16 protein-coding genes and 2 pseudogenes are annotated in these 15,447 nt (G+C 38.3%); 16 read left to right on the top strand and 2 right to left on the bottom strand.

Translation table 11 applies throughout. The features are described from left to right. Positions 1 to 536: 536 nt before the first annotated feature. The 7 genes from IGI52_RS12265 (at position 537) to IGI52_RS12235 (ending at position 4,290) form a co-directional block, all read left to right on the top strand. Positions 537 to 980: a YwqH-like family protein gene (locus IGI52_RS12265; RefSeq protein WP_438781450.1), complete on the top strand. Its 444-nt coding sequence runs from the start codon at positions 537 to 539 to the stop codon at positions 978 to 980. A 12-nt stretch (positions 981 to 992) separates the two neighbouring features. Then, a complete protein-coding gene (locus tag IGI52_RS12260) occupies positions 993 to 1,274 on the top strand; it encodes a hypothetical protein (protein ID WP_438781449.1) in 282 nt (93 codons plus the stop codon). 6 nt (positions 1,275 to 1,280) lie between these two features. Further along, positions 1,281 to 1,934 carry a DUF4176 domain-containing protein gene (locus IGI52_RS12255; RefSeq protein ID WP_438781448.1) on the top strand — a complete coding sequence of 218 codons (654 nt, stop codon included), beginning with the start codon at positions 1,281 to 1,283 and terminating at the stop codon, positions 1,932 to 1,934. Positions 1,935 to 1,939: 5 nt separating this feature from the next. Beyond that, positions 1,940 to 3,220 carry a T7SS effector LXG polymorphic toxin gene (locus IGI52_RS12250; RefSeq protein WP_438782249.1) on the top strand — a complete coding sequence of 427 codons (1,281 nt, stop codon included), beginning with the start codon at positions 1,940 to 1,942 and terminating at the stop codon, positions 3,218 to 3,220. After that, positions 3,204 to 3,770: a hypothetical protein gene (locus tag IGI52_RS12245; RefSeq protein ID WP_438781447.1), complete on the top strand. Its 567-nt coding sequence runs from the start codon at positions 3,204 to 3,206 to the stop codon at positions 3,768 to 3,770. Before IGI52_RS12250 ends, IGI52_RS12245 begins: the two co-directional genes overlap by 17 nt. Before the next feature lie 87 nt (positions 3,771 to 3,857). Beyond that, complete coding sequence (locus tag IGI52_RS12240; protein ID WP_438781446.1) at positions 3,858 to 4,088, top strand: hypothetical protein; 231 nt, start codon at positions 3,858 to 3,860, stop codon at positions 4,086 to 4,088. A gap of 10 nt (positions 4,089 to 4,098) precedes the next feature. After that, a complete protein-coding gene (locus tag IGI52_RS12235) occupies positions 4,099 to 4,290 on the top strand; it encodes a hypothetical protein (RefSeq protein WP_438781445.1) in 192 nt (63 codons plus the stop codon). Between the two features lie 27 nt (positions 4,291 to 4,317). On the opposite strand, the gene IGI52_RS12230 is transcribed toward IGI52_RS12235, so the two are convergent. Further along, a complete protein-coding gene (locus IGI52_RS12230; RefSeq protein WP_438780235.1) occupies positions 4,318 to 5,760 on the bottom strand; it encodes an IS5 family transposase in 1,443 nt (480 codons plus the stop codon). A gap of 347 nt (positions 5,761 to 6,107) precedes the next feature. Here IGI52_RS12230 and IGI52_RS12225 point away from each other — a divergent pair, with 347 nt between their 5' ends. The 3 genes and pseudogenes from IGI52_RS12225 to IGI52_RS12215 all read left to right on the top strand — a co-directional run. Beyond that, positions 6,108 to 6,422: a hypothetical protein gene (locus tag IGI52_RS12225; protein WP_438781444.1), complete on the top strand. Its 315-nt coding sequence runs from the start codon at positions 6,108 to 6,110 to the stop codon at positions 6,420 to 6,422. Between the two features lie 66 nt (positions 6,423 to 6,488). Beyond that, the gene (locus IGI52_RS12220; RefSeq protein ID WP_438781443.1) at positions 6,489 to 6,788 is read left to right on the top strand and encodes a DUF4176 domain-containing protein; all 300 of its coding nucleotides are present in this window, start codon (positions 6,489 to 6,491) and stop codon (positions 6,786 to 6,788) included. A 90-nt stretch (positions 6,789 to 6,878) separates the two neighbouring features. Next, positions 6,879 to 7,031 (top strand): annotated as a pseudogene (locus IGI52_RS12215) (hypothetical protein); the annotation flags it as partial. Positions 7,032 to 7,126: 95 nt separating this feature from the next. On the opposite strand, the gene IGI52_RS12210 reads toward IGI52_RS12215, so the two are convergent. Then, positions 7,127 to 7,348, bottom strand: coding sequence for a hypothetical protein (locus IGI52_RS12210; protein ID WP_438781442.1), 222 nt, complete (start codon positions 7,346 to 7,348; stop codon positions 7,127 to 7,129). A gap of 887 nt (positions 7,349 to 8,235) precedes the next feature. On the opposite strand from IGI52_RS12210, the pseudogene IGI52_RS12205 reads away from it, so the two are divergent. The 6 genes and pseudogenes from IGI52_RS12205 (at position 8,236) to IGI52_RS12180 (ending at position 15,348) form a co-directional block, all read left to right on the top strand. Continuing rightward, a pseudogene (locus IGI52_RS12205) lies at positions 8,236 to 10,877 on the top strand (cation-translocating P-type ATPase). Positions 10,878 to 11,042: 165 nt separating this feature from the next. Next, positions 11,043 to 11,504 carry a DUF2975 domain-containing protein gene (locus IGI52_RS12200; RefSeq protein WP_438781441.1) on the top strand — a complete coding sequence of 154 codons (462 nt, stop codon included), beginning with the start codon at positions 11,043 to 11,045 and terminating at the stop codon, positions 11,502 to 11,504. A gap of 9 nt (positions 11,505 to 11,513) precedes the next feature. Next, positions 11,514 to 11,720 carry a helix-turn-helix domain-containing protein gene (locus tag IGI52_RS12195; RefSeq protein ID WP_016179560.1) on the top strand — a complete coding sequence of 69 codons (207 nt, stop codon included), beginning with the start codon at positions 11,514 to 11,516 and terminating at the stop codon, positions 11,718 to 11,720. Between the two features lie 121 nt (positions 11,721 to 11,841). Then, on the top strand, positions 11,842 to 12,987 hold the full coding sequence (gene tgt / locus IGI52_RS12190; protein ID WP_438781440.1) for a tRNA guanosine(34) transglycosylase Tgt: 1,146 nt from the start codon (positions 11,842 to 11,844) through the stop codon (positions 12,985 to 12,987). 86 nt (positions 12,988 to 13,073) lie between these two features. Next, a complete protein-coding gene (gene yajC / locus IGI52_RS12185; RefSeq protein WP_034875538.1) occupies positions 13,074 to 13,454 on the top strand; it encodes a preprotein translocase subunit YajC in 381 nt (126 codons plus the stop codon). A 301-nt stretch (positions 13,455 to 13,755) separates the two neighbouring features. Further along, positions 13,756 to 15,348 carry an MSCRAMM family protein gene (locus tag IGI52_RS12180; protein WP_438781439.1) on the top strand — a complete coding sequence of 531 codons (1,593 nt, stop codon included), beginning with the start codon at positions 13,756 to 13,758 and terminating at the stop codon, positions 15,346 to 15,348. Positions 15,349 to 15,447 lie beyond the last annotated feature (99 nt).

The raw sequence follows: 15,447 nt of genomic DNA, 5'->3' as shown, positions 1-15,447 counted from the left end.
CAGTGTGCTCTTTGTTTTTACTATATTTGCGCATATTGAGGCTCGTAAATTGAGAGTCGTTTCAAAAAAAATATGTGGCTCCAAGTATACTCTATGTTTCAAACATAATTTCACTACTTTTGATTCCTGTTTTATTCTCAGATATCCAACAAGGCGGATTTGGGGACACTTACTTTGTACTTTTAGGGTTAATTTTAATTCCACTTCAACTGCTAATGATTATTTTCTTTTTCATTAGTGCCGCTGATATAAAACGAGCCTATCCAACCATGAAACAAGATGCAAAGAGTTCTCGTGCGGAATATTTAAAGCTTAAAAAAGGTCATTAAAACGAGAGTGTTATTTATTAGTAGTTTATTGTTGATGGTTTGTGTATGTTCAACGAAAAGAAAAGTAAAGTCAGACTAAAAAGAATCTGTGTAGATTTTATTGGTTAAATTAAGTGTCGAAGATGGAATTTATACTGTTCCAATGAAATAAGAAGACAGATGATTAAAAATAGTTTCTAAACAAAGAATGAAAGGATGGGGTAGTAAATGAGCGATGCAGCAAAGGAAGCACGTATTCGACAAGCAGAAGCAAAAGAACGTGCTGCTCACCAACAACAACTTAAATTGAATGATGTAAAAGCTAAAAAAGTAGAAGTTGATGGAAAAATTGAACGTTTGGAAAAGGCTAAGAGTGAGTTAACAAGTGCACTATCCGCTTTATCTAGTTTTAGTTCGAGTGTAACGAGTAGCTTAAAGTCTATTGATTCTGGGTCTTTTCAGGGAACACGCCGAGATAAATATGATTCAAAAGTTGGCGATGTGACGAAGAAGTTAACAAAATTAGTAAGTAAACATAAAAAGAACCAAACACTCATTGATAAGAAATTGACTGAATTGAAAGAGAATTCACAACGGATGGGTATGTCGATTGGTTCACTGAGTACGAGCATTGCGAGCCTTACCGCAGCGGCTCGAAGTTTACGAGCATAAGGAGGAAAAAAGATGGCAAAGTCAGGAGTAGGAGTGAAGGGCGGTTGGTCAGGAGAGGTTTCCAAAGCAGGCAGTTCTGCAGGAAATATCGGAAAAGTAGCTTCTGTTACTTTTGGACAGACCAATTTATCCCCCTTTACTCAATTTACAGAAATGATTTCAGAGATTAATCGTTCTCTCGCTAGCTATAAGGGCATGGCTGAACAAGATGTGACCAAAATGATCAAGGCCGGAGAGAACAAAGCAAAAGATGACAAAGCTGGGGCATCCAGCATGAAAATTGTTGGGAAGTGATAAAGGATGAATCAGAGAAGAGAATTGTGGCAACAGGTTTGTACTGAAGAAAATTTGGAAATGAGTAATCTTGAAGAGTTGCAAAGTATCGGGCTTTTCTTAGGTGGTCAGTCTGTATTGTTTCGAAATGTCAATCTGGCATTTTTTCAAGAAAAAGCAGAGTTTGAGTATAAGCCGACGATAGGAGCGCGTTTCCAAGTACATTTTGATTACGATGAGCAACAAGTAATGATCCAACGAAACCCTGTGGAACTCACATTGACTTTCAATCAATACTTAAACTATATGGGCTTGATTGATGCCGTTTTTAGTGAAATATACCCTACAGGCAGTGTGATCGAATTGAATGAAGAATTGCTCTCCGATGAGTTAAAACAAATGTTTGGTGATAGTGAAGTAGGCCTTTCCGTATTGATCCATGGTCGAAGGCTTCCTTTTGAAGATTCAACTGCCTGCATCGACTATATTGCATCGCTTTGGCCATTCGGGATGATGCCAGAAACTGAACCGATCTATATAACGAATCTGATGATTAAGAGGGTGATCTCATCTGGATTGACAAATGAGTATGAAGAAAAATTTGTCTTTGAAGTGTTGAGAAAACAATGGATCGAAGCAGGCAACCGATCCCATTTATATAAAGTGAGGCGATCGAATTGAAAATAGTGATGTCCGAAGTAACAGCAGCCAAAACAAGTATTGATTCTTCCAAGGCAAAGCTACAGGGGCAAATTAATAGTGCTAAAAGTTCTTGGAAAGGAGTCGCAAGCAGTGATGGATTATCAGGATCTGTTAAAACAGCAATTGATGCGCAAATTAATAATTATCAAATACCGTTATTAACGAATTATTATGATGCAATGCATCATTTATCTACGGGCTTTGAAAAAGCCATTAGTGATTTCAAGTCAACAGTGAAAGAATCTAGTGGGGCTGCTATTATTGATACAGAAGCACTGACGACAGCGGAAAGTAAATTTTCCGATCAGTTATCAAAGTTTACAGAAATTGAATCCAAATTTAAAACCGTTTATAGCTCAATCAGTGATCTGGTCTCTGTTGGCACTGTATCTGGATCAGGCTTCACCGAAGAAATGGAAAAGACGAAAAAGATTCTTACCAACACGAAAAATTGGATGGCAGCATTCAATGGGAAGAAATCCAGTAAGGCGATTAGCAGTATTCTTTCTCAGCAGCAATCACAGATTAATAGCCTGAAAGGTGTTGCAGGATTAAGCTATACGAATCCGAAATCATTAGAGATTTATCAAAATAAAGCATTTAAGAATGGGGTTAGTAAACAACATGCTTCAGTCAAAGAGTTTGAAAAGGAGCAATTGAGAGCTAAAAGACAAGCAATAAGTAATATCCATCCATCAATGGCCGTTATGAAAGGGACAATGTCAAAAGCAGAGCTTGATCGAATAATAAATCAAATCAATTCTGAGCTTGGTGAAGTTGGACCGAAGCAAAAAAATACAAAAAAATTGAACATGAGAGAATTTACGAGTGGAATGATTGATTTTGAAACGAGCGTTTTTCTAGATTCTGGATTAGACGTTCTAGAAGAATTTGGACCGGCAGCTTCAACATTTGTTTATAATGTTGGAACGAAAGTTTCTGGATCAGGCGTCTCTTCGGCTATATATGCAGGAGCGAAAGCAACAGGTGCAGCGAGCAAAGTCGTTCCAATACTAGGGCCTGCAATCGAATACGGTTTGCAAAGAAGCTCAGGAGAAAGCAAGCAAGCTGCGATGGATAAAACACTAATTAACACTGGTGTAGGGGTAGTAATAGGTGCTGGGATCACAGCGGCAGGATTGACCATAGGACCAGCTATTGTAGTTGGAGCTATAGCTGGTTGGGCAGTAGGTCTAGCAACAGATAAGGCATACGACTCGATTAGAAAAAATCAAAGGAAAAACAAAAATGATAGAAAAAAGTAGAAAAAAACAAGTCTATGTATGTAAAACAGATGATAAGAAGAAAATTTACTTTGATGAAGAAACTGGGGACTTTGGATGTGTCTATCATAGTGAAAAAAAAGCTAGTACAGCTTTGATAGTTACTACATTTCTATTAAGTGGTGCTTTTATCAGACAGTTTAGTCATATAACTCTAGATAGTCGGCATGAATTATTCGGAGTTTTGATAACAGTTATTTTGGGCTGTCTAACTGGTGCGGTTGGCGGAACAGTACAACAAAAAAGATTGTCTGAAAAAAAAATTGTAGTAAAAAAGATAAAAATAGATCAGAAAAAATTAAATGATTTTTTACTGTTAGCAAATGTAGAATTGGATCAAAACAAAGGAGCGATTTTTCTGATACTATTTTTCTCCATTTTTTCGATTATCGTTTTTCATTTTACAGGAACGCTGTATCTTTTGCTGGGTGGAATGATTCTTATGATAATGGGAGTATTCTATATTTTTGTATACGATTTGAAAAGGCGTCAAGAAATGTATGCTGATCTAAAGAAGATGAAAATCAAATAGTGGGAATAGCTAATGTTGGAGCACTCGTTGTAGATGTTCCGAAAAATTCTAGATGGAATGTCAGGCCTCTAAAAATAGTAGGCAGGAATGTTGTTTCATACATTAATTACAGCGAGTATGCATCCATGGGAAAGCGTTTTTCTACATTCTGGATTAGGCGTTCTAGAAGAACTTGGACCAGCAGCTTCAACATTTGTTTATAATGTTGGAACGAAAGTTTCTGGATCAGGCGTCTCTTCGGTTATATATGCAGGAGCGGAAAGCGAGCAAAGCCGTTCCTATACTAGGACCTACAATCAGAAACTAAGGAGAGAGTAGACAAGCTGCAATGGATAAAACACTGATTCATGTAGCAACAGGGGTAATTATCGGTGCTGGAGTAGCTGCCATAGGTTTAACAGGTGGAGTTGCTATAGTTGGAGCTGCTGTAGTTGGTTGGGCTGCTGGTAATATAACAGATAGTGCATACGATGCAATAAGGAAACCTAAGAGGAATAACACAAATAATGAAAAAAAATAAAAATCAACAGATTTATGTATGTAATGCCTACTGAATAATTACCAAATATTCGTAAAATGTAAAATTCGATGACTTTGACCATGTTTTTCTGAAACTCAAAGACCAACTGAAAATTTGGCGTAAAAAATCTGCCGTCAATTTTGACAGATTCATGGCGATCACACTCAGAGCGATACTGGTAAGCGTCGTGTCCCTGCGTTTTGTTCGGATCAAACCCGCACTAAAACAGCGTTTCATTAGACTGAACCCGCGTTCCACTTCTACTCTGTCCGCGTTGTCTTGGTGTTCGATGGTTTTATCTCGACTCGCATTTTTCTTTGGACGCCCTAGAGCTGGCCCTGAAAGTCGGATCCCTCGGTCTTTACAATACGCCAGATTGTTCCGGTTTCGATAGATCTTATCCGCCAACACTCGTTTCGGATAACAGCCATGTCGATCATGATAGCGACGGATTGCCGATACGAGTACTTCTGATTCGTTATAGGCATCAAAGCTGGTGCACTCAAGTCGGGCGATCCCATTATCCACACTCATATCGAATTTCGCTCCGAACTCAACAGCGGATTTAGCTTTTCCCCGTACAATCGGGCGAATCCAAGGTTGATGGAAACTGACGATTCGATCCCCGACAGAATGGGTGCGGTGGTCATACATGAACTGTTGTTGCTCGTAGATTTTTTGGATCGTCCCCCACCAAATTTGATGCTTATTTGATAACACATAACCTTCATCAAGATACTCTTGAATCATACGGATATCACGTTTGACGAAACCTAACAATTTGCGTATTTGGGCACGCAGCCACTTTTTGTTTTTTTTCTTGCGGCGAACCACATTCAAATAAACCTTACGCGCCATTCTTCGATAAATGCGAGGTTTTTTCAATTGATTTTCTTCGCAGACGGCATCAATAATTATTTCCGAATGCGTACGGGCGTCGTTCAACAGTTCGGTATCTGTAGGGTACTTGATATTTTGTGGCGCACAAGTGGCATCTAAGATCAGTGTGCCAGAATTTGAACCATCGTCATCATGGTCATCTTTATTCGTGCTCATTTTTTCAGCCCTTGTGTTGAAAGCAATGATTTTTTCATTGATTTCAATCAAGGTTGTTTCGTCTAATCGTTTTCGGAAATGCACCATTGAACTCGCGTCAAAAGGTTTTTCGTCTTGATAACCGGGCAAACCGATGAAGAATTGCAGGTACGGATTTTCCTGAATTTGTAGGACAGTTTCTTCATCACTGTAGCCGTATTCCTTTTGAATAAGCAAAGCGCCCAACGCCATACGCAGAGGTTTCGCAACGTTTCCTTTTTTATTGCGAAAATTCTTGGCATAGCTCTTTTCAAGTTCTAGCCAAGGAATTCGTTCCGCTTTTTTGATCCAGCGGTTTTCAGGATTCATTTTTAGTCCGATCGGCTGATTAAAATCTTCGAACGAAAGTTGTGTATGAATGTGTGGTTTATACATCATAGCCCTCCAGAAATAATAAAAGTGCATGGATTTTAGTTTTTCATCGATAAAAGTCTTGCACTTATTTTATCAAAAAGAGACGGATTGTACTGGTATAATCACGAAATTGAACGATTCAGTAGACATTATGTAAAACAGATGATAAGAAAAAGATTTACTTTAATAAAGTAACTAAGAGTTTTGGAAGCGTATATTATTCTGAAAAAAAAGTTAGTTCAGCTTTTTTATTAACGACAAATATACTGAGTTATGCCTTTATTAGACAGTTTGATTTTTTTGTTTTAAAAAGGGAATACGAGATATTCGGTGTCTTACTGACGGTACTTTTAGGAACAGTATATGGAATGGTAGCTGGACTGTGGCAGCGAAAACGAAAAGCTGAAAAAGAAATTGTAGTGAAGAGTATAAGAATAGACCAAAAAAGAATGGACAATTATCTTGCATTAGCAAATGTTGAATTGGATCAAAATAAAGGAGCAGTCTTTTTTCTACTATTTGGAACCTTACTTTGCATTATTGCATATCATATTTCTGGTCCGGTATATCTTTTATTTGGTGGAATGGTCTTAATGAGTATGGGAGTATTCTATTTAATAGATTACAATTTAAAAGCTAGAAAAAAATTGTATGCGGAACTAAAGGAAATGAAAATCAAATAGATATTCTACTTTCAAAATTATTTCGAACAAAGTCAGATTAAACTATTATAGAAGGAGTTTTTTGAGATGGAAATTCATCCAATTGGTACAGTAGTAACACTTATAGATGGCGAGCAACAGTTAATGATAACATCAAGATTTCCACTTTATGATAATCAGGGAAGTATAGGTTATTTTGATTATGCAGGTTGTGTATTTCCACAAGGGCAAATGAATGAGAATAACTTTTTCTTTAATGAAGATGATATTAAATCAATAGAATTTGAAGGATATCATTCGGATGAAGAGCAACAGTTAAAATCAGAACTTGAAAAACAAATACCAACAATAAAGTATCCAAAACTATCAGTGAAAGATACTTATTAAAACCGAAAAAAATGAGTTTGTATAAATTGTTAGAAAGGTAGCAAAATGTATTGAAAATACTTTAGAGAAAAATTTCAATCAGGAAAGTCTTATACAGCAAAATCAGAAACATTTAATGGCTACACATTAAAAGGCAACAAATCTCAGACAATTACAGCGAACAGCAACAAAACTATTACATTTAACTATATGAAAAATCCTGTCCGTCACCAAATACAAAGTGACTGTAAATGCAGTATGTAAAAGCAATGTTCGACAGAGCACCTCATATTCTTGGTGAAGCAGCGCTAAGTTCACACCAGGTATCGCTAACTCTCGATGGATTTGATCAAAATTCATCATGCCATAATAATCAGAACCTTCAATTGTCTTATGTGGGAAAAGAAACGTTCCAACCAATGGTCATCCATTTCCTCCGACAAAGGAGAAGCTAATCCTTTGTCTTTAGCCAGTTCGATGACCTCTCTGACTTTCGGGCGTCCATGTCCAAGACTGTCGGCGATAGCACGAACGCTCAATCCTCCATCGGCCAACTCCAATATCCTGCGATAGTGAATCATAAAAAACCTCCTGTATAAGAATTTGCACAAGGTTGTGCACCATCATTATATGGGGGGATTGGCTATAAAATTGAAGGTGGTAATAATCGTGTCACTAGAAGGGATTTTGGTTGGCGGATATCACAATAGTGCTCTATATCAGTGAGATAGGGTTTTTTGATAAAAAAAGGAACAACGTATCAACGTTATTCCTCCTGTGTTGCGGTTAAAATAGTGGCTAAAATTTGGCTAAAATCGACCTTCAAATTACAGCAATTCAGTGCAAACTTTAGGTAATCATTTTTTTCAGAATCGCTTTAAATCGTTGTTGTTTCAATGGGTTGCAAACTTAAACACAAAAAAGCCAGGCTCTCGATAAGCCTGGCTCTTAGAATTTCGGAAGGATTAGTTCATTCGAATTTTATATTACTTTATGATACATGCAAAGTATTACATGAATTTCTTGACTATAAACATAAATATTTGTTTTTACTACGTTTTCACTTCTATTCAGTTTTAAGAAACTTTTTCTTACTTACGTATCATTTTACTTGTGTGTTTGATGTACTACTCAACCTTGGATACGCATTCACTATTTATAAAGAAATACTTCACACGTACACTATTGACAACTTTTCGGTGAATCTTGTATTACTAACAATTTTATTGTTTACTTTTTTCTACTTTCCTTTATCGAGAAATCCTTCGAATGATCTAAGTTCCTCCTTCCTTGTATCTGTAATATAGCATATTACTAACTTTTTTGAAAGCGATTACCTCTGGTTATTTTAGATATTTATATTTGTTACTTTTTGACGAAAATAAAAGGTGTATGCTTTGAGTTCACCTGCTTTTCTGTGTTATAGTAATAATATAGACAAGTTTTTTATAACAAAAGGAGGAATAGGATGGAACCCTACAAAGAGACAGTGGATGCTGTAGTTAGCGAATACGATGCTAGTTTGGATGATGGACTGACAGAAAAAAAGTTGAAGAGAAAATAAAAAATAACGGTAAAAATAAGTTTGATGAAGCGTCTAAAGAATCATTGGCAAAAAAGTTTTTCCATAGTTTGACTGATTTTACGACGATTATTCTATTGGTAGCTGCAGTAATATCTTTATACACTGCCATTGCTACAGATCATGGTGATTATTTCGAGAGTTTTCTAATTATTGCGATCGTTGTGATTAACTCTGTTTTAGCAATCGTACAAGAAGGAAATGCAGAAAAAGCATTATCAGCCTTACAGGACATGAACAAGCAAACGGCTACTGTTATACGAAATGGTAAACAGGAAGAGATTGATGCAGAGGACTTAGTGCCAGGTGATACATTATTACTGGAGTCAGGCTCGATGATCACAGCAGATGCGCGAATTGCAGAAGCCTCACAATTACGAGTAGAAGAATCCGCTTTGACTGGTGAAAGTGAACCAGTGATGAAAGATCCGGAATACCAAGGTGAAGAAGACGATTCTTTAGGTGATCGTTTAAATATGCTTTACAAAGGCTCGACAGTAGTAAACGGCCGCGGAAAAGCAATTGTAACGGCAACAGGTATGAAAACCGAGATGGGAAAAATCGCTGGCCTTTTAAATAGTGATGAAACTCAAAAAACACCTCTGCAAAAACGATTAAATCAATTAGGCAAACGGATCAGTTTGATCGCTTTGGCAGCTGCGGCTTTTGTGTTCTTCATTGGACAGATGCAAGGGGAACCAATGCTAGATATGTTCATCACAGCAATCTCATTAGCAGTTGCCGCTGTTCCAGAAACCTTGACCGTTATCGTGACCTTGACCTTGGCATTTGGCGTACAGAAGATGGCGCAGAAAAATGCGATTATTCGTCGGTTACCTGCGGTAGAAACACTTGGCTCTGCGAATGTGATTTGTTCAGACAAGACCGGAACCCTAACGCAAAATAAAATGCGGGTTCGTCGCGTTTGGACGCATGGGGATTCGGTGGTGGATACAGAAGAAGGCATGACTGATGAAGCGATGGAAGTATTAAGTATCGCGGCCTTGTGTACCGATGTCATCGTGGAAAATGATGATAATGAATTAGAAATAAAAGGAAATCCAACGGAAGCGGCGATTGTTCGTGCCGTGGAAGAAAATTATCATACGAAAGCAGAACTGGAAGAAAAATATCCGCGAATTGGAGAAATACCATTTGACTCAGATCGAAAGATGATGACGACTGTACATAAGCGCGGAAAGAAATTTATCTCCATTACAAAAGGCGCTTTCGACGTTTTATATCCGAAGTTTCATTATGGTGACGTAGACCAAGCGGCGATCGTCAATGATCGCTTTGGAAAAAAGGCCTTACGGGTCATTGCAGTAGGTTATGCGATCCATGAAGAAGAACCGAAAGAGATTACTTCAGAAGCTTTAGAGAAAAATTTACGTCTGATGGGATTAATCGGAATGATTGATCCACCGCGGCCAGAATCAAAAGCGGCAATCGCCCGTGCGAAAAAAGCCGGAATTAAAACGGTTATGATCACAGGAGATCATGTCGTGACTGCTGGAGCAATCGCAAAAGAACTAGGTATCATGAAGAGCCACAAAGAGGCGATTTCTGGTGCTCAGCTGCAAAAAATGACTGATGAAGAGCTGGATGATCGCGTCAAGGATCTATCTGTCTATGCTCGAGTAACACCGGAGGATAAGATCAGAATTGTAAAATCTTGGCAACGATCAGGAGCTGTTGTGGCAATGACTGGTGATGGTGTCAATGATGCGCCGGCATTGAAAGCCAGTGATGTTGGTTGTGCGATGGGGATTACAGGAACAGATGTGGCTAAAGGCGCAGCCGATATGGTTTTGACGGATGATAACTTCGCGACAATTGTTGATGCAGTCGCCCGCGGTCGTTCTGTTTATCAAGGGATTCGCAAAGCGATCAATTTCTTGTTAAGCTGTAATATCTCAGAGATCTTTATTGTGGTTATTGCTATGCTGCTAGGTTGGGGGGCGCCATTTACAGCCGTTCAATTGCTTTTCGTAAACGTAGTCGCTGATGGTTTGCCAGGTTTTGCGTTAGGTAGAGAACCAGCAGAAGCGGGAATCATGGATGAAAAACCAATTCCTCGTGATGAAGGAATCTTTGCCCGTGGCCTCTGGAAGAAAATTGGTTTGAATGCAGCGGTCTTTACTGTAGTGACATTGATCGGTTTTTATATCGGGGCTTTTGTCGAACATATTAGCTACTTTACTCCGCCTAGTTTAGAAGTTGGTCAAACTGTGGCATTCTTGGTCTTAGCTTATTCATCAATACTACATGTATTTAATGTTCGCAGCAGCAAGTCGATTTTCAAAGTTGATTTAGCTACGAATAAATCATTGGCGCAAATGGCTTGGTTGGCACTAGGAATTACCACGGCGATTGCTTTGATTCCGCAAACTCAGGAGCTGTTCTACTTGGTTCCGATTAGTATGAATCATTGGATTATCGCGATTCTGCTTTCATTAGTTCCGATTATTGTGACTGAACTAATTAAGTTTCACAAAGCGCCGGAAGTCGATCCAGAAAATATATAAAAAGCAAACGCTAAGTTGAAATCTGCTTAGCGTTTTTTGTCTCTTTAAAAGCGACCTGTATAAATCTATAAAAATAGTTAAATTTATCGTTTATCAACAAAAAAATATTGAATATCAATTTTTCGAATGCTAATCTATGGGTATCAATTTTAGCGAGGTGTTTTGATGAAGCGTAAGGTCAATTTGCTTAAACTGGCGTTAATTATTATTTCGTTCTTGGTTATCTTTGTCACAGTGATTTTTACTTTCCAATTCTCTTCGGAAAGAAAAGACGTCATTAACAGTCTACTTTACTACGTGGTTTTTGGTTCCGTTGTATTAGGATTTCGTGTATTGTTTCTATTAAATCGAATTTTGAATTTTATTAAGGGTGCGGAGGCTTTTTCTGCCAAGACGTTGAAGGTCGTTTCGCAGATTAAGAAGCTTATTTTGTTGGTCAGTATCGTATTTGTAGGTATTTTACCGTTTTTTTACAGAGTTGCTGATCGGCAAGATGCTCCTGGCGTAATGGTGATTGGTTTAGCGTTCGTTTCGATTCCGTTCACAGCGTTTATTTTTACGCAAATTGTCGAGGAATTATTTAAAAGTGCCACTGAGTTGAAGAGTGACAGCGAGTTAACCATTTAGGGGGAAAAGATGGCGATTATCATTGATTTAGATGTTGTTTTGGCACAGCGGAAAATGAGTGTGAGCGAACTCTCGGAGAAAGTCGGAATTACGCTTGCCAATATATCAATACTGAAAAACAACCGTGCAAAGGCAATCCGGTTTTCAACGTTAGACAAGATCTGCGAAGTTCTGGAGTGCCAACCTGGTGATATTATAAAGTATCAAGGAGATTGAGATGAATAGAGGAAGTATCCTTCTTTCTTAAGCTCTAGATAGAAAGTTGCAAAAGCGGTTTAAAACCAGTATCATGATACAAGTTGCAGACTTATACATATAGAAGAAAGTAGGAAATTAAATGACTGAACCTGCCATTTCTTATCGTTTAATAAAGAAAGAAAAACATACAGGAGCTCGCCTCGGTGAGATTATCACGCCTCATGGAACATTCCCAACACCCATGTTCATGCCTGTAGGAACTTTGGCTACCGTAAAAACGATGTCGCCTGAAGAATTAAAGGAGATGGGTGCCGGTATTATCTTAAGCAATACCTATCATCTTTGGTTACGTCCTGGAGAAGATTTAGTTGCTGAAGCAGGCGGCCTGCACAAATTTATGAATTGGGATCAGCCGATCTTAACCGATTCTGGCGGCTTCCAAGTTTTCTCATTAGCGGATATGCGAAATATCGTCGAAGAAGGTGTTCATTTCAAGAATCATTTGAACGGCTCAAAAATGTTCTTATCACCAGAAAAGGCCATCGATATCCAAAATAAATTAGGCTCCGACATCATGATGAGCTTTGATGAATGTCCCCCATTTGATGAAAGCTATGACTATGTTAAAAAATCAGTCGAGCGCACGTCTCGCTGGGCGGAACGCGGTTTGAAAGCCCATGCCAATCCAGCGACTCAAGGGCTATTCGGAATCATTCAAGGTGCTGGCTTTGAGGATTTGCGTCGTCAAAGTGCCAAGGAGCTTGTCAGCATGGACTTTCCTGGTTACTCGATCGGTGGACTTTCAGTCGGTGAACCAAAGGAAGAAATGAATCGGGTCTTAGAATTTACGACCCCATTGATTCCAGAAAATAAACCACGTTACTTGATGGGCGTAGGAGCTGCAGATTCATTGATCGATGGCGTGATTCGCGGTGTCGACATGTTCGACTGTGTATTGCCAACGCGAATTGCTCGTAATGGTACCTGTATGACCTCATCTGGACGCTTAGTTGTTAAGAATGCGAAGTTTGCGCACGATTTCCGTTCATTGGATGAAAAATGTGATTGCTACACTTGTCGTAACTATACGCGTGCCTATATTCGCCATCTGATCCATTGTGATGAAACTTTTGGGATTCGTCTGACGTCTTACCACAATTTATATTTCTTAATCAATCTAATGAAGCAAGTTCGTCAAGCGATCATGGATGATAATCTATTAGAATTCCGCCAAGCCTTTTTTGAAGAGTACGGCTTTAATAAGCAAAACGCAAAAAGTTTCTAAAGTCTGAATAAAAAAGCTAGTGTAACCTTAAAAACTTTGTTACAGTTAAAAGTGGATTTACTAAGAATGCGAGGGGAAATTTAAAAATGGGAAACTTTTCAATGATTATCTTACTTGTGTTGATGCTGGGAATGTTCTTCTTTATGAATCGTTCTCAAAAGAAACAACAGCAAGAACGTCAAAATTTATTAGATGCAATGAAAGTTGGAGATAGCGTTGTAACCATCGGCGGCTTACACGGTGTAATCTCTGAGATCAACAATAGCGACAAAACAGTCACGTTAGACTGCGAAGGAATTTACCTGATATTTGATCGCGCGTCAATTAGAACGGTTAAATCTGGCGTACGTCCAGCTGCAGCACCTGTTGAACCAGCCGCAGTTGAACCAGAAACAACTGAACCAACAGAACCAGTCGTTGAAGAAACACCAGAAGATAAAACTGAAGAGAATACAGAAGAAAAGTAAGATTTTTTCTTGCTTCAATAAGCTCTAATTAGGTGCGTAGTTATACGCGCCTTTTTTCGTTCATTTTTCTAATGTCCTCTTACATATTGAACAGTAAACCAATCATTAACTGAAAAAACCAGATTGCTTATTATAAGTAAAAAATAAGGAGAATTAGTTTAGGAAAAAGCCCCAGATTTCGTGGATATTCTGAGAAAATAAGTAAAAGTAGTATTTCGGATAGAATCATAAGGGGATTAAGAGAAGCTTTTACTTCCAAGGAAGTTTGTTTGGTAAATCGTGTGCATTGGAGGGGGAAAAAATGAAGAAAGGAAGCAAATTTTCATTGTTTGTTTTGCTGTTACTATTGGTTTCTTATTTAATGACGTTGGGTTCAGCATTACCAATAGCTTCAACAGCGGCAAGCGATATTACAAAGAACATAAGCATTATGGGTTCGAAGATAATAGACAACAAGGGTGTCGAAAAATCAACAGAAAATCCGATTCGGGTAAATGATTCGATTGTTATAAGCTATTTATTGAAGATCAACCAAGAATGGATGACTCAAATTGAAGTAGGAGATACATTCAGAGTTTCTTTGCCGGATGACACTTATTTTCGCGTTAAGGATAATCTTTCAGCGCTATCATTGAAGGATTCAGTAACAGGAGAAATATTTGGTCAAGCTTCGCTAACAGGAAATCATTTGATAGTGACCATCAATGAGTCAGGTGCAAGGCAAAAAGTGTTAAATAGTCTTCAACTAACGATCGGGCTGAAAGCTGTAAAGGCAGGAAATGAGATTGATGCAGGAGGCAATAGCTCGTTGAATATACCTAAACTCGAGATTATTGAGACGCCTCTTACAACTGTTGAACTCCTTCAAGCTGAAATGAAGGTTGAAGGAAAAATGGCAGCTTCTAGAAATTTTGAGTATGTTATCGTGGATCAATCAGATGAAGGAAAACCAATTGCCTATGGAGTGACAGAAAGAATGCTGGACCGGCAGGACGAATCAGTAATGATTGATTTTTATAAAGTTAAAACAATTGAAGGTGCCTTTAAAGATAAAATTGAAACAGACTGGCGAACACTGTTAAAGGATGGACATAGTTATTTGATTCATGAGGTTCCTGATCCTGAATACGTTGCTGTGATTACTGGCGGTATCGGAGAGGGAAATCAATATGATTATCAAGCTGAGAAAAATCGAAGCGTTCGTTTTCGAATCTTGAAGCAACCGGTAACGAAGAAACAATTGGCAAGTAAAATTTCAGATATTCCAATGTTAGCAGTTCCTAAAATGAAGAAGATAGAGGAGACAACGTCTATTGAAAGAGGCATAAAAAAACAAGCAGCGAACGATTTCTTAACAAAAGAAACGAAAACACCTGTATCGACGAGCCGCTCTGATAAGGAAGGTAAAGAAGAGAAAGGAATCAATTTGACGAAAACTGATTCAGCGACGGGAGAAAAACTTCAGGGGGCTGAGTTTGAACTAAAAAATGCGGCAGGGGAAAAAATGTATCTTCGTAGGAAGCTGATCACTGACGAGAATGGGCTACTTCATATCAACTCCTTACCGGAGGGCGAGTATTCATTAGTAGAAATAAAAGCACCAGAAGGATATGTACTTGATAGTGAACCATTAACATTTACTTTTACTAAAGAGGATAAATTAGTCGTATTAACAAAAGAGAATGCGAAGGATGGGGCAACAGTTCCAGTAAAAAAAGATTTTCCTCAATCGTCAGAAACACGTGAAGAATTCAGCAGCCAGCAAGCGAGCAAACCCAGCTCCAATTCAAAAAAACAATATCCACGGACGGGAGAGTTAACAAATCCATTAGTGACGATCTTAGGCTTTGGCATACTGGGTGTACTTTGGATAGTTAGAAAAAAGATAGGATAATGATTGGTTAAGAAGAAGGAAGAACGCAACAATTTTATCATTGCTGCGTTCTTCTTTTTTCGTTCAAGAGACTGTAATTGTGAAAAAAGTTCTTTGATA

The sequence above is a fragment of the Enterococcus sp. DIV0187 genome (assembly GCF_051713785.1).
In the GTDB taxonomy this organism is placed as follows: Bacteria; Bacillota; Bacilli; order Lactobacillales; family Enterococcaceae; genus Enterococcus_A; species Enterococcus_A avium.
Note: the sequence above shows the minus strand (reverse complement) of the source record. Positions and strands in the feature narration are given on the sequence as shown.